Origin of the sequence: Anaerocolumna xylanovorans DSM 12503, from assembly GCF_900143645.1 — a bacterium.
Lineage (GTDB): Bacteria > Bacillota > Clostridia > Lachnospirales > Lachnospiraceae > Anaerocolumna > Anaerocolumna xylanovorans.
Map to the genome: position 1 here is coordinate 35,184 of NZ_FRFD01000003.1, position 24,322 is coordinate 59,505.

A 24,322-nucleotide genomic window follows, 5' to 3' on the forward strand; every position below is an offset into this window, starting at 1 on the left:
AACCAAGAAGCAAATGGAGATGCTATGAAGATAACGGCTATGGAATTGGAACAGGAGGTCTACCGTTTTGCGGACAGTATAAAAGACTTGCTGTCTCCGGAGATTTGGGAAAATATCCTGTTGGATTGCTCCAAGAATGAAATGTTTGTTTTATGGCTTCTGTACCGGCAGAAGGAAGCCAATATGTCTCAAATTGCAGAATATATTCACGTTCCCCTGAACACGGCAACAGGCATTATCGCCAGAATGGAGAAGCGTGCTCTTGTAATAAGAGAGCGCAGCACAGAAGATAAGAGAATTGTGACAATACAGCTGGCTGAACAGGGAATGGCACAGATGCAGGCGGCTATTCGCGAGTTTTCCTATTATGGAACACAGGTATATGAGGCTTTTACTGAAGAAGAAATGGAATTATTCTACCGCATGATACAGAAACTTATGGAGATTATGAGGCAGGAACGTAAAACAGATACGGGAAAGCCCAAAATAAAGAAAATAACCATTGAATAATATGTCAGCACTGCTGGCATTTTATTCGGCTAAATAATTCGAAGCTCGAAGTGTTCATACAATGAATTAATAAATATCCAATCAAGGACTGAATATTCAGAAAAGAGGAGTGTGAAAAATAAAATGCATTTTTCACTTTCTATTTGGGCAGTATCGCAAGTAAACTTGCGATATGCATGGGTGTTAGTGTGAAAAATAAAATGCATTTTTCACTTTCTATTTGGGCAGTATCGCAAGTAAACTTGCGATATGCATGGGTGTTAGTGTGAAAAATAAAATGCATTTTTCACTTTCTATTTGGGCAGTATCGCAAGTAAACTTGCGATATGCATGGGTGTTAGTGTGAAAAATAAAATGCATTTTTCACTTTCTATTTAGGCAGTTTCGCAAGTAAACTTGCGAAATGCATGGAGGTTAATATGAGCAGGCTATATATTTTTACAGGAAAAGGCGGAGTCGGGAAAAGCAGTGTTGCTGCCGCCCATGCAATCAAGAGTGCGAAGGACGGGTATAGGACATTGTTGGTTAGTACGGATATGGCACATAATCTGGGGGACATTTTTGAAACAGCTTTAGGCAAGGAACCATTTGAAGTGGCAGAGAATCTGGATGCTTATGAGATTGATCCAAATTATGTGATGGAAAATGACTTTCCAGGTATTCAGGAAAGCCTTGGCAAACTTCTCCCGCAGACAGGCGGCAGCAATATGGAGGATTTCGGAATGCTTCCCGGAATGGAGGAATTATTTTCACTTCTAAAGATCACAGATATATACAAGGAAGACAGTTATGAGAGGATTATTGTAGACTGTGCACCAACAGGAGAGACCCTTTCACTTTTAAAATTTCCGGAATTATTGTCCTGGTATATGGAAAAGTTTTTTCCTGTTGGAAAAGTTGCAGTTCGTCTTTTGGCTCCGGTTTCAAAACAGTTTTTTAAAATAGAATTGCCAAATAAGAAGGCCATGAATGATATTGAACAGATGTACTTAAAACTGGCAGAACTTCAGGAACTGTTTAAAAACAGGGAAACAACAAGTATAAGGCTGGTGACGATACCGGAAAAGATGGTAGTCGAGGAGACCAAGAGGAATTATATGTACATGAACCTCTATAACTTTAATGTGGATGGACTCTATATTAACCGTATTCTTCCACGGGAAATTGAGAATGAATTCTTTGATGACTGGCTTTTGATACAGAAAAAATACATGGCACAGCTGGAAGATAATTTCGGAATGCTCCCAATCTATCGAATACCATGGTATGACGAGGAGCTAAAAGGCAGCCATGCTGTGGAAAGAATCTGCAAGGATGTACTTAGCGGAGATGAGGTGTTTGATACAAAAGTAATTACAGACCGTGAGACTTTTGAACGGAATGAGAAGGGATATGTACTGTCGGTGTCACTGCCATATGCAAAAAAGGAAGAGGTGGACCTGTATCAGTCTTATACGGATGTTGTTATAAAGGTTGATAATTTTAAACGGAATATTCCATTACCGAATGCACTTCGTACCTATACCATCACATTGGCTAAATTAGAAGAAGGCATACTTCACATTCAGTTTGAAAAGGAGGAAGAAGAAAATGAATAAAGAGATGGTGAGCAGATTAAGAGAAGCAGGGAAATATGAAAAGATGGCAATTCGCGCACTTCTTCCGGAAAGAGCAGTAAAGCATATGGAAGTGATTGAAAAGGAAATGCGCACCATGTTTATGGAAATGGTGACAGATGCCGTCAGGTGTGCGGGAAACGTCAGAAACGATGACGGACAGAATGAAAGTGAAAAAGAGAAAGATTCTAAGGTAAAGAAAATAAATATCGGTTAGCGGGAGGCAGAAATAATGAGAATTATTTTATATACAGGAAAAGGCGGCGTAGGTAAAACCAGCATGGCAGCAGCCAGTGCAGTCAGGATTGCAGAATCCGGTAAAAAAGTATTGGTTATGAGCACGGATCAGGCACACAGCCTGGGTGATTCCTTCGATAGGAAGCTTGGCAGGGAACCGGAAAAGCTGGCAGATAATCTGTATGCAATGGAGATAGATTCCGTTTACGAAAGTGAAAAAAGCTGGGGTAACTTAAAAGGATATTTTAAAGAACTTTTGACAATACAGGGAGATGGAGGAATTGAAGTGGAGGAACTTCTTGTATTTCCCGGATTGGAAGAATTGTTTTCCATGTTTAAGATATTAGATATCTATGAACGGGGGGAATATGAGGTGTTGATTGTAGACTGTGCGCCAACCGGTGAAACACTTTCCCTGCTCAAATATCCGGAAAAGTTATCAGGTTTTATAGAAAAGGTACTTCCAATTAAGAGAAAAGGGGCAAAAATAGCCGGTCCAGTGGTGGAGAAGGTAATGAAGCTGCCAATGCCGGAGGACAATGTATTTGACGACATTGAATACATCATGCAGAAAATGGAACGTCTGCAGAAGTTAATGTTGAATAAAGAAGCTGTCAGTCTCCGTATCGTAACAACACCGGAAAAGATTGTTATACAGGAAGCAAAACGTAATTTTACCTGCCTGCACCTGTATAATTATAATGTGGATGCCATATTTGTGAACCGTGTTTATCCGGATAGGGCAATGGAGGGATATTTTCATAAATGGATTGCCATGCAGGAGGAGGGACTTCGTGAAATTGCAGAAAGTTTTTCGGAGGTTCCGCGTTTCTATCTTGAACTGCAAAAGGAAGAACTGCGCACATTTCCGGTTCTTAAGCGGGTTGGTGAGGAATTATTTGCAGGTACAGATATTACAAAGGTGTTGTTCTGCCAGGAAATTTACCATATTAATTATGAGGAAGATAAGACGGTTCTGAAAGTATTTCTTCCCTTTGCCGACAAGGAAGAACTGGAGCTGCGCCAAATTGGAAATGAATTGTTACTGGGTGTAAAAAATGAAGTCAGAAGATTCCCGCTGCCCCTTAAATTGCAGGAAAAAGAAATCAGCAGTGCAAAATTCGAAGAAGGATTTTTAAATATTTCTTTTAAATAGTTATTGGTATTCTAAGTTAGCTGTCATAGCAGGAAATATGTTATAGCATTTCAAAGCATCCTGTTTTATAATGAAGCCAATGGCTAAAACTGCCTCGGACTGTATCGGCTGCACAGCTTGTGAGAAACGCTGTCCTTTCGGAGTAAAGGTAGTGAAACGCATGGAAAAGGCCGTGAGGTTGTTTGCCTGATGCAAATGAGTTATGGGGAATGTAATTGTATATTGTTATCAGCAGAAGATAAATCGGAAGAGAAAGTAAAGAAATTATCGACAGAGAGGTTAAGAGGTATCAATAAAGAGAAGGCTTAGAAGAGAATCAAAGAAGGTTGGACATCTGTCTATAGAAAATATTCATAAATGTTGTAATTGAGAGTTTTAGATGTTAAAATATGGGCAGCTATGAAGTCGGATTATGCAATTAGGAGGAACGGGGAAAAGGTGGAGGTCAAATGAAGTCATTGGAGGAGAGAATAACCGAACTTGAACAAAGAGTGGCTTATCTGGAGTGCGTCATAAAAGAATCAGAATTTGACAAATCGGGAATGCCAGGTACTGAAACAGCAGATAAAGAAACAGAGCGGGCAATGCTAATACAGGGAGAAGTAAGAAGGAAGGAACCTGCTGCAGCAATACGAACCCAGCCGGAAGAAGACAAGGAAAGCAAAAACGAGGGAAACAAAGACAAAGAAGCATTGGTTGGAAAATACCTGATAGGGGCATTGGCAGCGATGCTTATTTTTATAGGAGCCATTTCTTTTATCGGCCTGGTATGGAATCGAATGACACCGGAAGTGAAATTATTGATTATAACGTCGGCAGGAGCTATATTGACTGGTCTGGGGTTTTGGCTTATTAGGACAAAGAAAAATCCAATAACATCAATTATCCTTGGAACAGGAGCCGGTTTACTCTTCATTGCGATATTATCTGCCAATCTGGCATTTCATTTGATTGGAAACAATATATCCATATTCTTAGCCGGTATATGGGCGGTATTCTTTATCCTGTCTTCACGGTATACCAATTTATTTTTTACGACGATTATAGCATATATTGGAAGCTACATTGCATTGCTGTTAGGGTTGACGCTTATACAAGGAGATATGGACCTGCTGGTAATGGCCCTGTTCGTATCGAGTATTTCAGCGGTAATGCTATACAAAACCTTCAAAGGTAATAAAACGGAATTAGTAACCAGTATAGTCCTGTCCATTGTAAGCTATGCAACCATACTGTTCCGATGCTATATGGACGGAGCGGCTGGGGCAGAACAACTGCTGGACAGTTATGCCGTGCAGACGGTCACGATTATCATTGTGTATCTGCTTATGAACCTGTTTTATAAAAAGATTAACCATGGGGGCACTACTCCGGCTTATCTGGGAGTCAGTGTAACCACAACGATATTGACAATTTTATATATAAGCAACTTAAGTGACAATTATCTGGATTTGAAAGGAATAACCTGTTACATATTGTTTTTTGCAGTTAACCTGGTGCAATTTCTGTTAAATAGTGTATTTTACAAAGAGATGGAAAAATGGTTAACGAGATATTATGCCGTTATTCTGGCAGCTGTTTCTTTCTTGATCAATGTAAAATTGTATCAGGTGCCTACCGGAATCATTCTGATAGGACTTTTGCTGGTTGCAAGTGAGAGGGTATTTAAAAAGGAAGTCCACTCCTTATTGATCGGGTTTATAATTCTATTTGATTCGTTTTTCCTGATAAGCAATTATTCCGATAATTTGATATGCTCAGTCTATGGATTAATCCAGTTAGGATTGCTGGTATATGTGTTATGGCAAAGCAGCAGCCTGAAAAAATATAAGCAGATTAACATCCTTAAGTTAATCGGTATCGCAGTAATAATGATGAACAGCTTTGGTATACCTTCCAATGTGATAAACTGCATACATGCGCCGCACATAAGCAGATACACGGACAATGCGGCGGGCTATTTCCTTGCTGTTCTTGCTGTCATTGCCTTGGTAAAGGTCGGTTATTTCAAAAATTGGGAGAATGAACAGTTCAAGTTTTGGGGAACAAATGATAGCTTGGAAAATGATAAAAAGATGCATAGGCTGGTCTGCTTGCTTACTACTATATTATATTTTTATGGGCTAAGTGAAATAGCGGCTGCAGACAGGACATTTCTTCGGCTGATATTTACCCTGGCTGTAACTGCGGTTGCATTAATGCAGAGCAAAATAATTCTTTCTGATAACAGCCGGTATAAGCAATTGACAGGAATCTGGATTGTTCTAAAATATTTAATACTGACATGGACTATACTTTGGGCGTTTTTAGACACGGAAATAGCATCGGTTGTATATAGCATAGTTGGACTAATCGTAGCTATAGGAAGCATATCAGTAGGATTTAAGTTAAAAATCAAGAGTATAAGGCAGTATGGGCTGGTATTGACCATCTTAATGGTAGCAAAATTCATATTTGTGGATCTTAACCAGGAAAACTCAATTACCAGAGTTTTTGCACTGATTATAGGGGGAAGCCTGTGTTTTCTGATCAGTTTTATTTACAATAAATTAAGCCAGAATTATTCATAAGAATTTCGTGGGTTTTGCGGCCGATTGGAAAGGATAAATATTTGCGGATGTATTTTCTACCAGGAAGATACATCTGCTTTTTTAAATTCATTCTGTAAGAATGAATTTAAAAATAATTGTATTGCTACCTAAGGTAAATAAATGATAAAATAAAAAAATGCAAATTAATGAGGCAGAAGGAGAATGAAAGATGCAGAGGATTCTGGTTGTTGAAGATGAAGCGCCAATTTCAGATTTAATTGTTTTAAGCTTAAGTTCTGCCGGATACTTTTGTGAACAGGTTTTTGACGGAGAAGAAGCTGCTGATAAATTGATAGAAGAAAGATATGACCTTATATTGCTGGATATTATGCTTCCCAAGGTGAATTGATTTGAATTAATGGAGTTTATCCGGCCGCTTGGCATTCCTGTGATATTTTTAACTGCCAAAGGTAAAGTAGAGGACAAGGTAAAAGGCCTTAGGCTGGGAGCAGACGATTATCTGACCAAGCCGTTTGAAATCATGGAACTGCTTGCAAGAGTTGAGAGTGTACTAAGGCGTTATAATAAGGCGGCTGATAAATTAGTATACAGGGACATTATAGTGGACATTCAATCCCACACGGTAAGGAAGAAAGATGAGGAAGTAATTCTTACGGAAAAGGAATTCGACCTGCTGGTTTTGCTGATAAGAAATAAGAATCTGGCGTTATTCAGGGAGCAGATTTATGAAAATGTCTGGGGCGGAGAGTATACCGGGGACAGCAGAACGATTGATCTGCATATTCAAAGACTAAGGAAGAAGCTTGATTTAAAAGAGAATATCGTATCCTTATTTAAAATAGGGTATCGGCTGGAGGAGTAAATGAAGCTTTCATGGAAGATATTCAGAAATACAATCTTATTGGTCTTTTTTGCTTTAAGCCTCGGAGGAACGATAATGATTTCTATGACACTGAAGCATTCAATCTCATCCGAAATAATGCAGGAAAAGAAAGAAATCCAGTCAATGCAGCGGGATATGGCAGTGCTGATGGCTAATGACAGCCGGACCTTATACCTGGAAGAAAGCAAAGTGCTGGAGTTGGTAATAGAAACCCTGAATGAAAACTGGAGAGCGGAAGGGAGACAATTCCGTATAAGGGATAAAGAAGGAAAGATACTTGCTTACAGCGGAAATAACCCATTTGTGGACATGGAAAGCCCGGGTGAGAATAAGTTAAAGTATACGATTTACCAGGAACAAAAACTGTATTATATGCAAATGACATTAGCTGTGAAATTTACAAATGATACGGTAATACTTGATAAGTGTACAAATATCACATCAATATTTTCATTGAGGAATACACAGTTACGTTTCTTTTTCATAATTATGCTAAGTGTTGGCATCCTGTGTGCGGTATTGAATTTCCTGAACATGCTTTGGATTTCCAAAACATTGTACCAATTGCAGGATACAGTAGTAAAGATGCAGCAGGGCGATTTAAAAGCCAGAGTTCATAGCAATTCAGATGATGAGATAGGGGTGCTTGCGGAAAGCTTCAACAATATGGCGGACAGGCTGGAGAAAGATATCCTTGAATTAAAGGAGGAAGCGAGAAGGCAGGAAGAATTTGTTGGAAGCTTTGCACATGAAATCAGGACACCATTAACCTCTATTATAGGTTATGCGGATTTATTAAGAAGAAAGCAGCTGGAGGAAACCGCTTATTTTACTGCAACAAACTATATTTTTACAGAAGGAAAACGGTTGGAAGGGTTATCAGTAAAATTATTGGATTTACTGGTAGTAAAAAGTGCAGTACGAGATTATACGGTGCTTTCTATCCGTAAGCTGCTGGAAGATTCTATCGGTACGATGCAAAGCCTCTTAGACGAGAAGGAAATTACCGTGGTGAGGGAGTTGGACGAACTTAATGTCAGGGCAGATGAACAGCTGATGAAAACTGTTCTGATTAACCTTATGGATAATGCGAGAAAAGCAGTAGATATAGCCGGAAGAATACGCATAGAAGCGAAAGCAGAAGGGAAGAAGGTACGGATTACGGTCTCGGATAATGGGAGAGGTATTCCAACGGAAGAAATACCAAAGATTCAGGAAGCTTTTTACCGGGTGGACAAATCCCGCTCCAGAAAAGAGGGAGGAGTCGGACTCGGACTGGCTATCTGCGCCAATATTATGAAATTGCATGGCGGAGAAATCCAATTTGAAAGCGGGTTAGCAAAAGGAACGAAAGTAACGCTGTTATGGGAAGGAGCAGTCAATGAAGCACAGGCTAAGTAATATAAGAGAAATCCTTGCGGTAATTGTTGTTACAGGCATTATTACTGTTGTTCCGTATATATATTTTCAATTGCAGGAAGGGCATTTATTGGGTATGAAACCGGAAATTCCGGTTGATACTGTGGAAATACAAAAAAGTAATGCAGAACAGCTCAACCTGGAGCAAAGAAGAGATATGATTCGCACCGGCGAAGCGGATGTAGAAAGAATTTCCCTTAAGACGGGAAATGCATATAGCCTGTATGAAGCCAGAAAACAATGCTATAGGGAGCTTTGCAAAATACCGGCTTTAAAAATGGATATCGATGGACCTGTGCAAAGAGAGATTGATATATCGCCGCAGTTGCTGGTGAATGCAAAAGTTCCTTCATATTCCATGATTATATGGAGCGGCTCTTTGGAAATAAAGGATATTCCTTATAAAATAGTATTGGATGAAGATAGCGGAAAACTGTTAAGTATTCAAATAGCAGATGAGAATATAAAGGAGTATGAGAAGTTACAGGAAGTTTTCGAAAAGGAATTGGAAGAATATTTTTATCAATAACCGGTGGAAGATACAAGTTAGATACATCTCTGTGAGACACTTATATGGTAATAATAAATGTCAGGAGGATTTGAAATGAAAAAGAGAAGAATGAAATTATTTGGTATTGTCATGGCGGTTATTCTGGTAGTGGGAGGCTGCGGGACAAAAAAGACAGAGGTTAAAACAGAAAAAGCTTTTGGTACCGGTATTGAATCGAGTGCTAATCCGGCAGAAACGAAAGAGGGAACTGATGAGGCACAGGTAAAGGCGGATATTCCTATGGTAGATTTGCCGGAAGGTATAAAAGGAGTAAAAGCAGAAACTGCAGCAAATGGGGAACTAAGGGACTTGATTGTTGAGGATATGGAAATACCGGAGGATTACCTTGAAACAACTCACTATTATTATAATTATGTTGATTTAAATGATGATGGTGAAGATGAGATATTTGCCATTGTTACCGGACCTTATACGAGCGGAACTGGCGGCAGTACGGCTATATGGGTATCGAAGCAAGCCGGTAAACTGCATATCCAGGAGGATTTTACAATAGTTAATACACCAATTATCATAAGTGATAAAATAGAAAACGGATATCACGAATTGATAGTTCCTTATTATGGAAATAGTAAAGATCAATATTCTGTTCTAAGCTATCAGGATGGAGAATATATCAATGTTCCCGATGGTAAAATTATAGATTCTCTGCAGGGGATTACTGGAAAAGCTATTATAGCAAATGATTTTATAAAAGAAAGTGAAGCCGGTATTAAGGGCTTTAATTTAATGGCAGAATAGAGTAATACCTGTGGGTACAAAAGCAAATTTGACAAAGTGGTTCTGGTCATAATCCGGAGCCGCTTTTTTATCTTATAGAAAATTACATCCTATAAGATAAAAAGCCTTACGGGCAGGATGCACATGCCATATGGCCATATTCAGGCCATATTACTGTGATAATTTATTACTATCTTATTTAATAGGATACAATTAATTATCAATAGCAGGAGGAAAGACATGGACAAAAAGATAACCACAGTAAGATATTTTTCGAAAACAGGTAACACAAAGAAATTAGCAATAGAGATAGCAAATGCAGCAGGGTGTGAGGCATATACAATAGACAAGCCGGTAAAGGAGAAGGTTGATGTACTTTTTCTGGGAGCGTCCGTATACTGGGGAGGGATAGACAGTCAGGTAAAAGAGTTTATTCGTACTCTGGATGCGAATAAGATAGGAAAAGTAGCTGTTTTCTCTACTTCGGCTCTGGCACAAAGAGCATATCCTGAAATCAAAAAGCTCTTACTTTCACAGGGAATCCAGACAGCAGAAGGAGATTTCTACTGCAGAGGGCAGTTTAAGGTAATGCACAGGGAGAGGCCGGATGCAGAGGATTTAAAAGCAGCACGAAAATACGCGGAAGTAATATCAAAGGGATTAGCAGGGGAAAAGAAGGTTGCAAAATGAGACTGGCATGGAAAGAAATCAGATACAATTGGAAAAAATACTTCTTTATAGAAATCCTGCTTGTGCTTATGATATTTATGGTAATGTTTTTATCCGGTCTGGCAAACGGTCTGGCAAGGGCGGTCAGTGCGGGAATTGAAAATATGGATGCTTCATATTTTGCGGTAAGCTCCGACGCAGAGGATTTGATAACGGTATCAAATCTTAGTACAGATACTTTGGAACAGGTGAAAAGTGCCGCAAGGGGTAAAACAGCAGTCCTTGACATACAAAGAATGAATCTGAATAAAGAAGGAAAATCAGAAAAGCTGGATGTTACGTATTTTGCTGTTAATCCTGACGAGTTCTTAAATCCCGGGGTCATAAAAGGCGGTAAACTTACAAGTAAAGCACATACCATTGTTTTAGATGATGCCTTTGAAGAGAATGGCATAAAGGCGGGAGATGTTTTGGTGGATTCAGCATCCGGGGTGGAACTTACGGTAACCGGTTTTACCAAGGACGCAATGTATGGGCATACTCCTGTTGGTTTTATCAGTACAAAGACCTATACCGATATTCGGACCGCCATTAATCCGGGGTTTAAGGCAGGGTATCACGCTATTGCCCTGAAAAGTGATAATCTGTCCGGTAAGAGAATAGACAAAACGGATATTGTCAGCAAAGCGGAAATTATTGCTCATATTCCCGGCTATCAGGCGGAACAGACAACGATTAATATGATATTATGGGTGCTGGTATTCATATCAGCGGCAATCTTGGGAGTGTTTTTCTATATTCTTACCATACAAAAGTACAAGCAATTCGGTGTTATGAAGGCAATTGGAATGAAGATGGGAGAAATTACAAGAATGCAATTTTCCCAGGTGCTTCTTCTGGCATGCTTTGGTATGCTGTGTGGGAATATTTTGGCCTTTGGTATGGCCGGTATACTTCCGAAGAGTATGCCTTTTTATCTAAATCAGATGAATGCTTTTATCATCTCGCTGGCATTTGTCGCGATATCACTTCTTTGCAGCTTACTTTCTGCCGGTAAGATAGCGAAGGTAGACCCTGTAACAATAATCGGAGGAAGTGAGGAATAATGATGTTTGCGCTGGAATTAAATCATATATCAAAGGCTTATCAGGATGGAGAAAGGGAAAACCTTGTACTGAATGATCTCTCCCTTAAGATAGGGAAGGGAGAGTTTGCCGCAGTACTCGGCCCTTCCGGCTCCGGAAAAAGTACGCTGCTAACAATTGCAGGGATGTTGCTTTCTGCGGATAAAGGAAATATAATAATAAATGGAGATAATGTATCCGACAGGAAACAAAAGGAATGGACAAAAATCAGAAGGGAAAAGCTGGGATTTATTTTTCAAAACCATCAGCTCCTCCCCTATCTGACAACAGAAGAGCAGTTAAAACTTGTTGCTGATATGAAGCCCTACAAAACAAAAGAAGAAAGAAACAAAGCCGTAGACGAATTGTTACAGGAGCTTGGAATCAGTAATTGTAATAAAAAGTATCCGAAGCAGATGTCAGGCGGTGAAAAGCAGCGTGCTGCCATCGCAAGAGCCTTCATAAACCGCCCGGAAGTTATTCTGGCGGATGAACCTACGGCAAGTTTGGATGGGACAAGGGGACGCCAGATAGCGGAGATGATCAGGCAGGAAGTAAAAATAAGAAATACAGCGGCTATTATGGTAACTCATGACGAGCGCATTCTTGATCTTGTGGACAGCGTATACCGTCTGGATTACGGGAATCTGCTTAAAATATAACGGAAAGGGGTGACAGGAAATGTTTTCTATATTGGTTGTGGAAGACGATGAAACACTCAATAAAATGATATGTGCAAAATTAAAGCAGGAAAATTTTAAAACATTTCCTGCCTTTGACGGAGAAGAAGCCCTGCAGGTAATGGATAAGGAATACATTGACCTGATTATCTGTGACATTATGATGCCAAAGATGAATGGCTATGAGCTGACAAAGGCCCTGCGCTTTGCCTCTTACCAATTGCCAATATTAATGATAACAGCCAAGGACCAGTTAGAAGATATGGAAAATGGGTTTAAGGCCGGAACAGATGACTATATGATAAAGCCAATCCGGATGAAGGAAATGGTACTAAGGGTCAATGCACTCCTGCGCCGTGCCCAGATTGCGGTTGACAAGAAAATAGTAATAGGAAATACGGTGCTGGATTACAATGCTTTAACGGTACGGATAAAAGAAGAATATTTTGAAATGCCTCCAAAGGAATTCTATCTGTTATTTAAGCTCTTAAGCAATCCCAATAAAATATTTACCAGGCTGGAATTGATGGATGAAATATGGGGAATGGATTCGGAAGCGGACGAAAGAGCAGTGGACTCCCATATTAAAAAATTAAGGCGTAAGTTCGAAAACTATCCGGACTTTGAGATTATTACAGTGAGAGGTTTGGGATATAAGGCGAAATATTAACCCATGGGAGGTTTTATGAAAAATGAGGATAGCAAAAAAGAAAAAAGAAGATACCGGATGTCACTCCGGCTTTATTATTCCCTGGTGTCCATTACTACCTTGTGCAGCGCCTGTATTTTTTCCTTTGTTTTAGTTTTAATTGGAATGAAGCTGTTTTATCACGGGGCATTTACCCCGCAGGTGGCTATTATCGTATGTCTTCTGGTGTGTACCCTCACCATGCTATTTGGCGGTATTATGTTGTGGTTTGGTGCAATACATCTTATAAAACCCATCGAAGAAATAACCAGGGCTGTAAAAAGAATAGCCGGCGGAGATTTTACCGTTCATATTGACAGAAAAACAAAAAGCAGCAGCGAATATGAATTTACCAACGAGATAGATGAGCTGGCCCGTAATTTTAATACTATGACAGCGGAATTAAACGGAATGGATTATATGCGTAAGGATTTCATGAGCAATGTATCCCATGAAGTAAAGACGCCGGTGGCAGCCATTACCGGATTCAGCGAAATATTAATGGAAGGCGGTCTTAGTCCCGGGGAGGAGCAGGAATACCTTATGTTAGTGAATAAAGAATCCCTCCGCCTGTCCCGTTTATGCGAAAATATGCTTCGTATGTCAAGGCTGGATTACCAGCAGATAGTTGCAAAGAAGGATAAAATACGTGTTGACGAGCAGATACGTAAGTGCATTATCATGCTGTCTGAAAAGTGGCCGGATAAAAGCAGAAACTATGAAGTAGACTGCGGCAATCTCCTGGTTATAAGCGATGCGGATCTTTTGACGCAGATATGGGTGAATCTCCTTGACAATGCCATAAAATATTCTCCCGAAGACAGCAGTATCTGGATTACCGGTAAGATTGAAAGGAATAATCTGATTGTAGCCATCAGAGACGAGGGAGAAGGAATCAGCCCCGAGAAACAGTCAAAGATTTTTGATAAGTTCTATCAGTGCGAGGAATCACACAAAAAGCAGGGAAATGGACTTGGACTTTCCATTGTAAAAAGAATTATGGAGTTACTGGGCGGAAGTATCACCTGTATAAGTGAAGAAGGTAAGGGTACCATAATGGAAGTAAAGGTACCGCTTCTATAGCAGAAAGAGAGGAATATAAAGAATGAGTCCTATTTTTACCGGCGTACGGGCCAAGTGGTTACCCCTGTATAAGGAACTGCACGGCATGGCAGCAGAAAAGCTTGGAACCTTTGAAGAATATGAGACATCCAGTACCTTGACCTGGAAACATAATTCAACATTTGCAGAGATTAGTGGGAAAAAGGATTGCATGGTTGTCGGATTTGCTTCGGATAGTATTCATGAGGAATGGGAGCCGGCTAAAGTAGTAAGAACCTCAAAGAACAGGGTGACCCATTATTTTGAAGTGACAGATAACAAACAATTCCCTGAACTGCTTGAGCGTATAGTTAGGGCATATGACTTAACCAAATCCAACCGCGCTTCCAGAAGTGTGGAAGATAAACCAACATACACCACCTTTGAGGAATATTTTGCCTTATTCCCGGAAGAAGTGCAGGAGATTCTAAAGAAGATACGTCAGACCATCAGACAAGCTGCCCCGGAAGCCAGGGAAAAGATAAGCTGGCAGATGCCGACCTTCTGGCAGAAGGAAAATTTGGTGCATTTTGCCGCGATGAAAAACCATATCGGACTCTATCCTGGGGAGAGAGGGGTTGCTGCTTTTACCGATAAACTTTCCGGCTATAAGACTTCAAAGGGAGCAATTCAATTTCCGTTATCAGAACCTATACCTTATAAGTTAATTGAGGAAATTACAAGGTTTCGGGTTAAGGAAGCCACAGGTACCGAGGGAATAAGCGGAGACGGCAGGAAAGAAGTATATGAGTTTGAAGCTGTTATTAAAAAGGTTCCGGACATAGACGGCGCTTATGTCGAGATTCCCTTTGATGTAAAAGAAAAATACGGTAAAAGCAGGGTACCGGTTCATGCCACTTTTGACGGAGAGCCCTATGACGGAAGCCTGGTGAAGATGGGAACACCCTGTCACATCCTTGGTATCCGTAAGGAAATCCGTGCAAAAATCGGTAAGCAGCCCGGCGATACTGTCAAGGTTACTCTGGAAGAAAGAAATACAAAATAGAGGCGGAAAGTGGCACAAGAAAATTGTAAAATTCCTAACTTACTGGTATCATAATAATAGAAGAATCGACATACAGGCTAAATCAGGCTGTGGTTTTAAATAGACGGAAAATGAAGGATTTGAATAGATTATGAAAAAACTAGTTATTGGAATATTAGCCCATGTGGATGCCGGCAAGACAACATTATCAGAAAGTATGCTGTATCTAAGCGGTAAAATAGGAAAGTTAGGCAGGGTAGATAAAAAAGATGCCTATCTGGATACCTATGAGTTAGAAAAGGAAAGGGGAATCACCATATTCTCCAAGCAGGCAATCTTTGATATAGGCGAAACCCAGATTACCTTATTGGATACTCCGGGACATGTGGATTTTTCCGCGGAGATGGAAAGGACACTTGGGGTACTGGATTACGCCGTTCTGGTAATCAGCGGTGCAGACGGAATACAGGGGCATACCAAGACCTTATGGCACCTTCTTGATAAGTATCAGATACCGGTGTTTCTCTTCATCAATAAGATGGACCAGGAGGGAACGAATAAGGATAAACTGATAAAGGAATTAAAGCAGTTAGAGGACGGATGCATCAATTTTGAAGATGAGACAGATGGTTTTTACGAGCAGCTTGCCATGTGTGATGAAATTATGATGGAGTCCTATCTGGAAACCGGACGTATTGAAATGGTGCAGATGAAAGAAGCCATAAAGAAGCGCAGGGTATTTCCATGTTTTTTTGGTTCTGCTTTAAAGGTAGAAGGTGTGGAGCAGTTACTGCATGGTATCGAAAAGTATGCCACAATACCTTCTTATCCCAATGAATTTGGTGCCAGGATATTTAAAATAACAAGGGATGAGCAGGGAAACCGTCTTACTCATCTAAAGCTTACCGGCGGAAGACTTAAGGTGAAAGATACCCTGACAAATGGTACATGGGAAGAAAAGGTCAATCAGATCCGCCTTTATTCCGGAGAGAAATACGAGGTAGCAGGTGAAATAGAAGCAGGTTCCATATGTGCAGCAGTAGGACTTAGCATGACAAAAGCCGGAGAAGGACTGGGGATAGAAAGAGCGATTCATACACCGGTATTGGAACCCGTGTTATCCTATCAGATTATTCTTCCGAAAGACTGTGATCCAAGAGTGATGCTTCCAAAACTTCGCTGTCTTGAGGAAGAGGAACCGCAGCTTCATATAGTCTGGGATGAGCAGCTTAAGGAAATTCAGGCACAGATTATGGGAGAGGTGCAGATAGAGATTCTTTGCCATCTGATAGAAAGCCGGTTTGGTATTCCGGTAGTATTTGGTGACGGAAGGATCGTGTATAAAGAGACAATTGCAGATACTGTAGAAGGGGTGGGGCATTTTGAACCCTTGCGCCATTATGCGGAAGTTCATCTGCTATTAGAACCGGGGGAACCCGGAAGCGGTCTTGTGTTCGGTTTGAACTGCAGCGAGGATATTCTGGGTAAAAGCTGGCAGAGGCTTATATTAACCCATCTGGAAGAGAAAGCACATAAAGGAGTGTTAACCGGGGCGGCGGTTACAGATATGAAGATTACCCTGGTCTCCGGCAGAGCACATAATAAACATACGGAGGGCGGAGATTTCAGAGAGGCGACTTACCGCGCGGTACGGCAGGGGCTAAAGGAGGCCAAATCCGTACTGCTAGAGCCCTATTATACCTTCCAGCTAGAGCTGCCGGAGAGAATGGTCGGAAGAGCCATGACTGATATTGAGAAAATGTGCGGCACAAGTGAGATTGCACAGACCCATAACGGAATGGCATTTCTTAGAGGCAGTGCCCCGGTTATTACTATGCGAAACTATCAAAAAGAAGTGGCTGCCTACACCCAGGGCCTTGGCAGGTTATTTTGCAGTCTGAAAGGATATGAGCCATGCCATAATGCAGAGGAGGTCATTGAAAGCATCGGATACGATTCGGAAAGAGATATGGAAAATCCGACGGGCTCCGTATTTTGCGCACATGGTGCAGGCTTTTTGGTGGACTGGTATGAAGTAAAGAACTATATGCATATGGAAGGGTATCTGAAAGAGAAGACTAACTTACCGAAAGAAGCAGTCGGAAATAAACCCACACAGGCAGAGGATAGGTGGATTAGCTTAGAAGAAGTTGATAAGATAATAGGCAGCATTTCCTATGCAAACCAGGGAAGGAAGTCGGGCTGGAAAAAGCGCAAAACAGCCCTTGAAAACTATTATGAAAGCATCAGCAGCGGTAAAGCCGGCAACATGGGAATACAGAAAGAAACCAGGGAAGAGTATCTTCTGGTAGATGGATACAATATCATCTTTGCATGGCCTGAACTTAGTGAACTTGCAGAGGATAATATGGACGGCGCAAGGATGAAGCTGCTGGATAGTTTAAGCAATTATCAGGGAATCCGTAAATGCCGGATAATTGTTGTATTTGATGCATACCGGGTTCAAGGGCACCTTGAAGAGGTGATAGATTACCATAATATCCATATGGTATACACAAAAGAAGCGCAGACAGCGGATCAGTATATTGAAAAATTCGCCCATGATAATCAGAAAAGATACAATATCGTGGTTGCTACCTCGGACGGCTTGCAGCAGGTTATCATACGGGGAGCCGGATGTTCTCTGTTATCTGCCAGAGAACTAAAGGAAGATATGGAAGAGGCCAGTGAGAGGATGAGGCAGGAATATCAGAGCATCCAGGAAAATAAACGAAACCACCTGATAGATAACCTGTCTCCTGAAGCAAAGCAACAGATGGAAAATCTGATAAAGGAAGAAAAGGAGAAGTAAACAAGAATGTTTGCTTCCCCTTTTCTTTTATGTATCAGGGATAAAATTCTTCAAGATATTCCAATAGTCCCATTCTGGAAAACAGGCGGTCTGCCGCTAAGGGCTTTGTACGGCGCTGTTTGCCTGAAAGTATTTCCTCTGCAACATTCTTTGCTTTAAGAGGTAATACCCTTAACAGCATGGCAGAGACAATATCGTCATAGCTTATCATAAAGTTACTTGGCATAACAAGCATATTTTCATAAAATACGTGAAAGCCCTTTTGTTCCAGCTGCCGGATAATGCGTACACGACATGCGGTATTGGGGCTGATTTCTCCACCCCCGGAAACAGAGATGACCGAAGAACGTTGCTTTTTGCCCCTTGGCAAGGATGAAATCCATTCTTCCAGAAGCTTTGGGGCGTTAAAAGCATAAACAGGGTAAAGGATAAGGAGCAGGTCAGCCTCATATTGCAGGGAACCCTTTAAGGGAAGTTCTGCTTTGCTTATAAGAATGCCTTTTTCCAAAAAGATTTTTTCCAGGTTACCGGCAATCAGCGCGGTGCCTCCGGTACCACTGAAAAACATAAGATGGATTGTTTTAACAGATTGCATAATTGACTCCTTTCTTATATGCGGCGGCTTTTTATCCGCAAAAAGATTCCGGTAAAGAGGAGTAAGAGCTGTACCAAAGCAACGGCAATCCATACACCGTTTATGCCAAAAATCTTCGGCAGAATAAATGCTGCAAGTGGCAGCAGTACAAAAGCTTCTCCATAAACCATAACGGCAGCATTTCTGCTCTTTTTTACAGCGTTGAAATATTCCGTAGTCACACGGGAAAAAGCATACAGCGGCAGTGACAGGGCACATAGCGGCAACGCTGTTTGCAGGACCCTTGCTGTTTCCCCCGATACACCAAAGAAGTCCGCAATGGGATTACGCAGCAGGATAATGGCGGCAGTAGCAAGGATGCCAATAACAAAGGCCATAGCATAAGTCCATTTCCGGAAGGTCTTTACTGCCTGGGGGTTCTTTGCTCCATAATAGAAGCTGATCAAGGGCTGGGTACCTTCCCCTACTCCCTGTAAAAGGAGCTGCCCGATGCTTAGGACATAGGAAATAACCGCAAAGGCGGCAATTGCCGTGGTACCGCCATAGGTAACTGCCTGCCGGTTAATAATAAGTATGGTCAAAGAGGGAATAAAGCTTAAACCAAAAACAGGTATTCCCACCTTAGCAATGTGGCAAAGCATATTTTTCTCCAGTTTATAACAGGAAGAAGGAATCCGGCTCTCCTTTTTAAATAAAATAAATAATGCAGGAATGCAGGTAATAAATTGCCCCACCAGAGTAGCCAATGCAGCGCCCCTGACACCAAAGCCAAGAAGCATAACAAATACGCCGCTTAAAACCGTATCAATAGTAAAATTCATCAGCATCAAAGACATGGCAATCATGGGTTTGTTCTGATTGCGGAGTAAAGGCGTGACTCCGGTAGCAAAGACTTGCACAACAGCTCCGCAGGCAAGGATTTTTATATATTCACTGCCTAATGTAAGAATTTCGCCTTCCGCTCCCATTAAACGCAGCAGCGGCTTTCCAAACAGAAGCAAAAATGCGGTAATTACAAGGGAAGATAACAGCAATGCAACCAACGTGTTGCCAAAAGCTTTATCGGCTCTTTTTTTATCGCCTGCTCCCATATAGTTGGAGATATTAACAGAGCCACCCATACCGATTCCGGTTCCGATATCCAATATCAATGCGGCAAGGGGCCAGGCCACATTAATACTGGCAAGACCGACATCTCCCACTGTACGTCCTACAAAGAAGCCATCCACGCTGACATAAATGCCGGTTACCAAAAAGGTAATCATGGACGGCAGGATGTATTTCCAAAATTGCTTTTTCATTCATAAACCTCCAAAATAAAACCAGTGTACGGATGCATTATAACTTTTCATTCTTATTTAATGCATCCTTTAGATTATGATAAAAGGCCCAATTGCCCTTTATCAGCCCTTCCCGCTCTGAGAGACTCATATGCCTAAAAGCTTCCTGCTCAAAGGCAAGCAGATCAGATAGAAGAAGGTCTGCATATTGCTGCCCGGCTGTGGTGAGCGTAATAATCTTGCTGCGCTTATCATCTTTGGCGGTTTCTCTTGTAAGATATCCCTTTCTTTCAAAAGAATCCAGGATAGTGTTTACGGTCTGCTTTGGGAAAAGCAGACTTTCACAAAGAAACCGTAAAGTACATTGGTCCGGATATTCGTGGATGATATAAAGTGTAAACAGGGAATTTATCGTAAGACCGTATCTTTTGGCCCAATTCTCATAAATGAAATTAACACCCCAATAAACATCGTAATAGTTTTTGATCTCCTGCCTGATATCATTATTGCACATGAACAAAAGCCTCCTGGTATATATAAATTAGTCCGTATTCGGACAAAATTAATAATAACATAGTTTTGTATTTTTTTCTATAGCTTTTCCTCTAAAATTTATTTTAAAAACAGTTATGAAATTAGAATTAATATTGACATATGCTGGGTGTTATATTATCATAATCATAACAGCGTTATTAAATTTAACACTGTTATGATTTTATGGAGGAATATTTTATGGCACGGGAAGAGCAAAAAATGCGCAGTGAAATAGTTCGAAGGGAGATTCTTGATACAGCATTGGAAATCGGCATCAGAGAGGGCTTTGAGGAGGTATCCATAAGGAAAATCATCAAAAAGATGAAATACTCTACAGGTGTTATATACCATCATTTCAAAGATAAACAGGAAATTATAGACGCAATAGAAGAAACACAGACAGAATGGCTGCGTACTCAAATCATGGAAGTGCTGGATAACGAAAAGGACATTGTCTCCGAAATGGAAGCGGTATTTCATAGAATTATGAAGCTGGCATTTGAAGAACCTGAAAAATACAACTTAATTGTCCTGCATAAATATAGCAGACGAATAGCAGAAAAACCTCAGTGGATATCCCATTTGAGCGAAAGGCTGAAAGCAGGAATGGAAAGAGGGTTGATAAAAAAAATGGACCCTGAAAAAGCTGCTTTTGCTATTTGGAGTTCTTTTCTGGGTTTTCATCTTATGATTTCAAGGCATACAGATATGACAATGGAACAGGCAGAAGAGATGTTTAAGGTTCAATATAATATTATCTTAAAGGGGGTTCTTTATCATGAGTAAATCACGTATTGTATATGCAACCAAGACCAGGCACTCTAAAAAGCTTGCACTGGCAATGGGAAAGGCTTTAAATGTTCAGGCAGATAATGTAGCAGATAATCCTGCTTTAGAAGAGGTGGGGTTACTTTTCATTGTCGGCGGTATTTACGGAGGAGGAAGTCTTCCGGAGCTATTGGAGTTTGTAAAGAAGTTAGACAAAGAAAAAGTAAAAAAAGCTGCCCTCGTAACTTCCAGTGCAACAAAAAAACAGGGGCAGGATATGATACGAAAGCTTCTGGAGGAAAAAGGGATTCCGGTTGCAGAGGAATTGTTAAGTCAGGGTAGCTTTTTATTTATGAAAATAGGCCATCCCGGTAAAGATGATGTGAAAGAAGCGGCAGAGTTTGCTGTCAGGCTGTCGGAAAGAGTGAAGGAGTAGATGAAAAAGGCAGGTATAGTTCTTTTTATTATAATTATTATTGTCCTGGGAGCTTATTTATGGATGGCTGGCAGTGCAAAAAGTGAATTAGCAGCAATGGTGTATGAGAACGTTGATATGAATCTGGTGGCGGACGGCACCTATTATGGGGAAGCAGATGCAGGCATGGTTTTTGTCAAAGTCAGCGTGACAGTGAAGGATCACTCGATAGAAAAGATTGCTATTATAGAGCATAAAAACGGATTGGGCAGTAAAGCGGAAGCTATCACAAAAGACATGATAGCTGGGAACAGCTATCATGTGGATGCCGTCAGCGGTGCAACGTTTTCCAGTGAAACGATAAAAAGTGCCGTCAGCAAGGCATTAAAAGAAGGTTACAATAGTGGCAGATGAAGGGGAAAAGGCCGGTATATATCACCAACTGAAAGCCATCGCCTGCAGTTGGTGATATCCATTATATTATGATAAGGAACTTTTAACAGGCCTTCTGATTTATTTATCGCTTTTTTCTACCAGTTCCAATTCTACACCATTAGGGTCCTGAATCAGCATACCGCGGCAATGAAGCTTATCCATTAGGGTTGGCGGCATAATAACCGGTACATTGTATCTTAAAAACATGTCGTGATAAGAATTCAGATTGTCGACCTCAAATGCAAGATGGCGGAAACAGCCTAATGTTTTTTGCGTATTGGCGGACTTGGGCTCTTTTGTATAATAATTAATCAGTTCCAGTCTGATCCGGCCTGGCAAGGAATAGTAGGTTATACATGAATCCCCCATATCAATGGTTTCCAGTTTCTCAAAATGCAATATTTTGGAGTAAAATATATCGGATTGCTCCTGATCAAGTACATTAATTGTAAAGTGGTCAATTCCGGTTATCATAGCAGCACCCCGCATTAATTCATTAATTTTCCAGTATGATACGTTCTTTAATCTCCGGGCTGACAAGTACTTTTACCAGTTTCTTGTTTTCCTGGATTTCTTTTAGAGCGGACTCCAGTTCTTCAAGGGGGACGATCATGGATATTAGAGGAGTGGGGTCGATCCGGTTATATTGTAAGAGTTTAATGGCGTCACCCCAATCGTTGCCAATCCCTGCACAGCTTCCGGATACCCTCTTTTCATGCAGCACGAATTGATAAGGAGAAATGCTCATCTGGTCGGTTTCCTTGCAGATACCAAAGGATTCTACTTTACCGCCTCTTCGCACCATCTGGAATGCCTGCTCATAGGTCCTGGGATTTCCCACTGCTTCAAGAACGTAATCAGCACCGATTCCGCCGGTCAGGCGCTTAACCTCAGCAACGGTGTCAGGTGTTTCGGTGAAATCAATAATATAATCAGCGCACATTTCTTTTGCCATTTTCAAGCGGTCTTTATTTCCGTCAATGACAATAATGGGAGCGGCACCTCTTAATTTTGCGAGGCAGCCATGAATAATGCCAAGACCGGAACCGATAATAACGACACTTCCGGCAATATTGCAGTCCATATTGCGGGATGCCTGGATTGCGGTGGTAAGAGGTTCAACAAAGGCTGCCTTGTAGTCGTCAACCTCATCCGGAACATGGTAAACATTCTTCCAGGGAACTTTGATGTATTCCGCAAATCCACCCGGCAAATCCTTGGTACTGATGCCTATTTGTTCAAAGGATTCGCAAAGCAGTCCGTCACCATGCCGGCAGTAATAGCAGGTGCCGCAGTTAATAACAATATCTGCACTAACACGATCCCCTATATGTATGCCCTTGGCATTCTTACCCGCTTCGGCAACTGTACCAAAGAATTCATGCCCTGTAATAAGAGGCAGCTTTTCGGGAACATATTTTCCTGTGAAAATACTCCAATCGGAACCGCAGATTCCGCAATATTTAATCTTAATAAGGACCTCGTCATCCGTAATTTCAGGAACAGGTACTTCTTTTAAGGTCATCTTATAGGGAGCTTCCACTACCTGAGCTTTCATCATTTTACTCATGATACTACCTCCTTATTTGGTAAAAAGTTTGTCGTTACGTCCTTCGTAAGGCGCCTGAATCATCAAGGGCTTTAAGAAGGCAATGGTCTTATCGACACCGTCTGCTCTGGACATTGTTACATCTTCATGTTCATAGCTGAATACTCCGTCATAACCGGCAAGGTAAAGCTCGGTGATGAGGCTCTTCCAGTCAACACTGCCCCAGCCTGGGATACGGAAGCGGAAGGAGCGGTTTAGCTCTGCCCAGTTACCCTGGAACATCCAGTATCCGCCGCGGGGAAGATTATGGGAGAGAATTTGTGTGTCCTTTGCATGAACAGCAAATATCTTATCTTTCATCTCATCCACGAAAGCTTCTACGGATATCCCTGTGTAAAGGAGATTTGCAGGATCCATATTTATACCGAAGTTCGGATGATTGTGAAGTAATTCGACAGCTCTTCTGGCGCTGTGTAAATCATAGATAATGTTATTGGGATGGGCTTCGATTGCTAACTTAACACCATATTCTTTATATTTTTCCAGAATGGGAGTGAATCTTTCTACGAAGTTTTGCTCCTCTTCTTCCCATCCCTTGCTGTTAGGAAATACGTTGAAGTGTCCCATATTTTGAATGCCGGTAAAGCCTATAACAGTCGGAACCTCTAAGGCATTGGCTATCTGTGCGCTGCGGATTAAGCTGTTTATACCAAACGCATGCTGTTCTTTGGGGGTTCCGCCGCAGATGTGGGCAACATCCTTGCCTTCACCTAGGATTGCCATACTGTCAGCATGATTACTCAATGCAGATATAAAGAGTCCGTGGCTTTCTACCATTGATTTTAATTTTTTTGCATTATCACCCTTTGTAATTTCATCGGGGTCAAGCTGCCCATTGTCTGTATAAGTTGGAATTTCGACTGCTTCATATCCTTTTTCAGCAGCCAGTTTTACTACATCCTCAAGTTTCCAGTCAGAAAAGTTAACTGTACAAAAACCTACTTTCATAAATAGTACCTCCTCCAA

The 24,322-nt window shown here is 41.1% G+C and carries 25 protein-coding genes and 2 pseudogenes; 21 read left to right on the top strand and 6 right to left on the bottom strand.

Annotated features, from left to right (window positions below; genetic code table 11):
• The first annotated feature begins 24 nt into the window (after positions 1-24).
• The 18 genes and pseudogenes from BUF11_RS00180 (at position 25) to BUF11_RS00260 (ending at position 17,720) form a co-directional block, all read left to right on the top strand.
• Complete coding sequence (locus tag BUF11_RS00180) at positions 25-510, top strand: MarR family winged helix-turn-helix transcriptional regulator (protein ID WP_073586805.1); 486 nt, start codon at positions 25-27, stop codon at positions 508-510.
• Between the two features lie 419 nt (positions 511-929).
• Positions 930-2,108, top strand: coding sequence for an ArsA family ATPase (locus tag BUF11_RS00185; protein WP_073586806.1), 1,179 nt, complete (start codon positions 930-932; stop codon positions 2,106-2,108).
• Positions 2,101-2,343, top strand: a complete 243-nt coding sequence (locus tag BUF11_RS00190) for a hypothetical protein (RefSeq protein WP_073586807.1) — start codon at positions 2,101-2,103, stop codon at positions 2,341-2,343. The genes BUF11_RS00185 and BUF11_RS00190 overlap by 8 nt, the downstream gene beginning before the upstream one ends.
• Before the next feature lie 15 nt (positions 2,344-2,358).
• Entirely contained in the window at positions 2,359-3,519 is a 1,161-nt protein-coding gene (locus BUF11_RS00195) for an ArsA family ATPase (RefSeq protein ID WP_073586808.1), read from the top strand.
• A gap of 79 nt (positions 3,520-3,598) precedes the next feature.
• Positions 3,599-3,709, top strand: coding sequence for a 4Fe-4S binding protein (locus BUF11_RS25100; protein ID WP_242952287.1), 111 nt, complete (start codon positions 3,599-3,601; stop codon positions 3,707-3,709).
• Between the two features lie 259 nt (positions 3,710-3,968).
• Positions 3,969-6,089: a DUF2157 domain-containing protein gene (locus BUF11_RS00200; protein ID WP_073586809.1), complete on the top strand. Its 2,121-nt coding sequence runs from the start codon at positions 3,969-3,971 to the stop codon at positions 6,087-6,089.
• Between the two features lie 190 nt (positions 6,090-6,279).
• A pseudogene (locus tag BUF11_RS25105) lies at positions 6,280-6,933 on the top strand (response regulator transcription factor).
• A complete protein-coding gene (locus BUF11_RS00210; protein WP_073586810.1) occupies positions 6,934-8,355 on the top strand; it encodes a sensor histidine kinase in 1,422 nt (473 codons plus the stop codon).
• Positions 8,336-8,902 (top strand): hypothetical protein, encoded by a 567-nt coding sequence (locus BUF11_RS00215; protein WP_073586811.1) that lies wholly within the window; start codon positions 8,336-8,338, stop codon positions 8,900-8,902. Before BUF11_RS00210 ends, BUF11_RS00215 begins: the two co-directional genes overlap by 20 nt.
• Before the next feature lie 75 nt (positions 8,903-8,977).
• Complete coding sequence (locus tag BUF11_RS00220; protein ID WP_139243233.1) at positions 8,978-9,682, top strand: hypothetical protein; 705 nt, start codon at positions 8,978-8,980, stop codon at positions 9,680-9,682.
• A 219-nt stretch (positions 9,683-9,901) separates the two neighbouring features.
• Complete coding sequence (locus BUF11_RS00225) at positions 9,902-10,351, top strand: flavodoxin family protein (protein WP_073586813.1); 450 nt, start codon at positions 9,902-9,904, stop codon at positions 10,349-10,351.
• Entirely contained in the window at positions 10,348-11,436 is a 1,089-nt protein-coding gene (locus BUF11_RS00230; RefSeq protein ID WP_073586814.1) for an ABC transporter permease, read from the top strand. Before BUF11_RS00225 ends, BUF11_RS00230 begins: the two co-directional genes overlap by 4 nt.
• A complete protein-coding gene (locus BUF11_RS00235; RefSeq protein ID WP_175561958.1) occupies positions 11,436-12,116 on the top strand; it encodes an ABC transporter ATP-binding protein in 681 nt (226 codons plus the stop codon). The genes BUF11_RS00230 and BUF11_RS00235 overlap by 1 nt, the downstream gene beginning before the upstream one ends.
• Before the next feature lie 19 nt (positions 12,117-12,135).
• Positions 12,136-12,804 (top strand): response regulator transcription factor, encoded by a 669-nt coding sequence (locus BUF11_RS00240; protein WP_073586815.1) that lies wholly within the window; start codon positions 12,136-12,138, stop codon positions 12,802-12,804.
• A gap of 15 nt (positions 12,805-12,819) precedes the next feature.
• Positions 12,820-13,905, top strand: a complete 1,086-nt coding sequence (locus tag BUF11_RS00245; RefSeq protein WP_073586816.1) for a HAMP domain-containing sensor histidine kinase — start codon at positions 12,820-12,822, stop codon at positions 13,903-13,905.
• A 22-nt stretch (positions 13,906-13,927) separates the two neighbouring features.
• Positions 13,928-14,605, top strand: a pseudogene (locus BUF11_RS23715) (DUF5655 domain-containing protein); the annotation flags it as partial.
• A gap of 36 nt (positions 14,606-14,641) precedes the next feature.
• Entirely contained in the window at positions 14,642-14,929 is a 288-nt protein-coding gene (locus BUF11_RS25110; RefSeq protein ID WP_073587834.1) for a DUF1905 domain-containing protein, read from the top strand.
• A 130-nt stretch (positions 14,930-15,059) separates the two neighbouring features.
• Complete coding sequence (locus tag BUF11_RS00260) at positions 15,060-17,720, top strand: translation factor GTPase family protein (protein ID WP_073586817.1); 2,661 nt, start codon at positions 15,060-15,062, stop codon at positions 17,718-17,720.
• A 34-nt stretch (positions 17,721-17,754) separates the two neighbouring features.
• Here the strand turns inward: BUF11_RS00260 and BUF11_RS00265 are convergent, their stop codons facing one another.
• From BUF11_RS00265 to BUF11_RS00275, 3 genes are read right to left on the bottom strand one after another with little or no spacing between them, the layout of a single operon-like run.
• Positions 17,755-18,315 carry a hypothetical protein gene (locus tag BUF11_RS00265; RefSeq protein WP_073586818.1) on the bottom strand — a complete coding sequence of 187 codons (561 nt, stop codon included), beginning with the start codon at positions 18,313-18,315 and terminating at the stop codon, positions 17,755-17,757.
• A 14-nt stretch (positions 18,316-18,329) separates the two neighbouring features.
• Complete coding sequence (locus BUF11_RS00270; protein ID WP_073586819.1) at positions 18,330-19,616, bottom strand: MATE family efflux transporter; 1,287 nt, start codon at positions 19,614-19,616, stop codon at positions 18,330-18,332.
• A 37-nt stretch (positions 19,617-19,653) separates the two neighbouring features.
• Positions 19,654-20,109: a MarR family winged helix-turn-helix transcriptional regulator gene (locus BUF11_RS00275; RefSeq protein WP_073586820.1), complete on the bottom strand. Its 456-nt coding sequence runs from the start codon at positions 20,107-20,109 to the stop codon at positions 19,654-19,656.
• Positions 20,110-20,327: 218 nt separating this feature from the next.
• Between BUF11_RS00275 and BUF11_RS00280 the strand changes: the two genes are divergently transcribed.
• The 3 genes from BUF11_RS00280 to BUF11_RS00290 are packed head-to-tail and all read left to right on the top strand — an operon-like array spanning position 20,328 to position 21,726.
• Complete coding sequence (locus tag BUF11_RS00280; RefSeq protein WP_073586821.1) at positions 20,328-20,915, top strand: TetR/AcrR family transcriptional regulator; 588 nt, start codon at positions 20,328-20,330, stop codon at positions 20,913-20,915.
• Positions 20,908-21,333, top strand: coding sequence for a flavodoxin domain-containing protein (locus tag BUF11_RS00285; RefSeq protein WP_073586822.1), 426 nt, complete (start codon positions 20,908-20,910; stop codon positions 21,331-21,333). Before BUF11_RS00280 ends, BUF11_RS00285 begins: the two co-directional genes overlap by 8 nt.
• A complete protein-coding gene (locus BUF11_RS00290; protein ID WP_073586823.1) occupies positions 21,334-21,726 on the top strand; it encodes an FMN-binding protein in 393 nt (130 codons plus the stop codon).
• A gap of 99 nt (positions 21,727-21,825) precedes the next feature.
• Here BUF11_RS00290 and BUF11_RS00295 read toward each other — a convergent pair whose 3' ends face one another.
• Genes BUF11_RS00295 through BUF11_RS00305 form a run of 3 tightly spaced genes read right to left on the bottom strand, consistent with a single transcriptional unit; the run spans position 21,826 to position 24,304 of the window.
• Positions 21,826-22,221 (bottom strand): VOC family protein, encoded by a 396-nt coding sequence (locus BUF11_RS00295; protein ID WP_073586824.1) that lies wholly within the window; start codon positions 22,219-22,221, stop codon positions 21,826-21,828.
• Between the two features lie 22 nt (positions 22,222-22,243).
• Entirely contained in the window at positions 22,244-23,317 is a 1,074-nt protein-coding gene (locus tag BUF11_RS00300; RefSeq protein ID WP_073586825.1) for a zinc-dependent alcohol dehydrogenase, read from the bottom strand.
• Between the two features lie 12 nt (positions 23,318-23,329).
• The gene (locus tag BUF11_RS00305) at positions 23,330-24,304 is read right to left on the bottom strand and encodes a sugar phosphate isomerase/epimerase family protein (RefSeq protein WP_073586826.1); all 975 of its coding nucleotides are present in this window, start codon (positions 24,302-24,304) and stop codon (positions 23,330-23,332) included.
• Positions 24,305-24,322: the final 18 nt, after the last annotated feature.

What these genes read in the sequence shown, in the direction of transcription:
- BUF11_RS00180 (WP_073586805.1), top strand. Translation starts at nt 25, where the DNA reads ATGAAGATAACGGCTATGGAATTGGAACAGGAGGTCTACCGTTTTGCG.
- BUF11_RS00185 (WP_073586806.1), top strand. Translation starts at nt 930, where the DNA reads ATGAGCAGGCTATATATTTTTACAGGAAAAGGCGGAGTCGGGAAAAGC.
- BUF11_RS00190 (WP_073586807.1), top strand. Translation starts at nt 2,101, where the DNA reads ATGAATAAAGAGATGGTGAGCAGATTAAGAGAAGCAGGGAAATATGAA.
- BUF11_RS00195 (WP_073586808.1), top strand. Translation starts at nt 2,359, where the DNA reads ATGAGAATTATTTTATATACAGGAAAAGGCGGCGTAGGTAAAACCAGC.
- BUF11_RS25100 (WP_242952287.1), top strand. Translation starts at nt 3,599, where the DNA reads ATGGCTAAAACTGCCTCGGACTGTATCGGCTGCACAGCTTGTGAGAAA.
- BUF11_RS00200 (WP_073586809.1), top strand. Translation starts at nt 3,969, where the DNA reads ATGAAGTCATTGGAGGAGAGAATAACCGAACTTGAACAAAGAGTGGCT.
- BUF11_RS00210 (WP_073586810.1), top strand. Translation starts at nt 6,934, where the DNA reads ATGAAGCTTTCATGGAAGATATTCAGAAATACAATCTTATTGGTCTTT.
- BUF11_RS00215 (WP_073586811.1), top strand. Translation starts at nt 8,336, where the DNA reads ATGAAGCACAGGCTAAGTAATATAAGAGAAATCCTTGCGGTAATTGTT.
- BUF11_RS00220 (WP_139243233.1), top strand. Translation starts at nt 8,978, where the DNA reads ATGAAAAAGAGAAGAATGAAATTATTTGGTATTGTCATGGCGGTTATT.
- BUF11_RS00225 (WP_073586813.1), top strand. Translation starts at nt 9,902, where the DNA reads ATGGACAAAAAGATAACCACAGTAAGATATTTTTCGAAAACAGGTAAC.
- BUF11_RS00230 (WP_073586814.1), top strand. Translation starts at nt 10,348, where the DNA reads ATGAGACTGGCATGGAAAGAAATCAGATACAATTGGAAAAAATACTTC.
- BUF11_RS00235 (WP_175561958.1), top strand. Translation starts at nt 11,436, where the DNA reads ATGATGTTTGCGCTGGAATTAAATCATATATCAAAGGCTTATCAGGAT.
- BUF11_RS00240 (WP_073586815.1), top strand. Translation starts at nt 12,136, where the DNA reads ATGTTTTCTATATTGGTTGTGGAAGACGATGAAACACTCAATAAAATG.
- BUF11_RS00245 (WP_073586816.1), top strand. Translation starts at nt 12,820, where the DNA reads ATGAAAAATGAGGATAGCAAAAAAGAAAAAAGAAGATACCGGATGTCA.
- BUF11_RS00260 (WP_073586817.1), top strand. Translation starts at nt 15,060, where the DNA reads ATGAAAAAACTAGTTATTGGAATATTAGCCCATGTGGATGCCGGCAAG.
- BUF11_RS00265 (WP_073586818.1), bottom strand. Translation starts at nt 18,315, where the DNA reads ATGCAATCTGTTAAAACAATCCATCTTATGTTTTTCAGTGGTACCGGA.
- BUF11_RS00270 (WP_073586819.1), bottom strand. Translation starts at nt 19,616, where the DNA reads ATGAAAAAGCAATTTTGGAAATACATCCTGCCGTCCATGATTACCTTT.
- BUF11_RS00275 (WP_073586820.1), bottom strand. Translation starts at nt 20,109, where the DNA reads ATGTGCAATAATGATATCAGGCAGGAGATCAAAAACTATTACGATGTT.
- BUF11_RS00280 (WP_073586821.1), top strand. Translation starts at nt 20,328, where the DNA reads ATGGCACGGGAAGAGCAAAAAATGCGCAGTGAAATAGTTCGAAGGGAG.
- BUF11_RS00285 (WP_073586822.1), top strand. Translation starts at nt 20,908, where the DNA reads ATGAGTAAATCACGTATTGTATATGCAACCAAGACCAGGCACTCTAAA.
- BUF11_RS00290 (WP_073586823.1), top strand. Translation starts at nt 21,334, where the DNA reads ATGAAAAAGGCAGGTATAGTTCTTTTTATTATAATTATTATTGTCCTG.
- BUF11_RS00295 (WP_073586824.1), bottom strand. Translation starts at nt 22,221, where the DNA reads ATGATAACCGGAATTGACCACTTTACAATTAATGTACTTGATCAGGAG.
- BUF11_RS00300 (WP_073586825.1), bottom strand. Translation starts at nt 23,317, where the DNA reads ATGAGTAAAATGATGAAAGCTCAGGTAGTGGAAGCTCCCTATAAGATG.
- BUF11_RS00305 (WP_073586826.1), bottom strand. Translation starts at nt 24,304, where the DNA reads ATGAAAGTAGGTTTTTGTACAGTTAACTTTTCTGACTGGAAACTTGAG.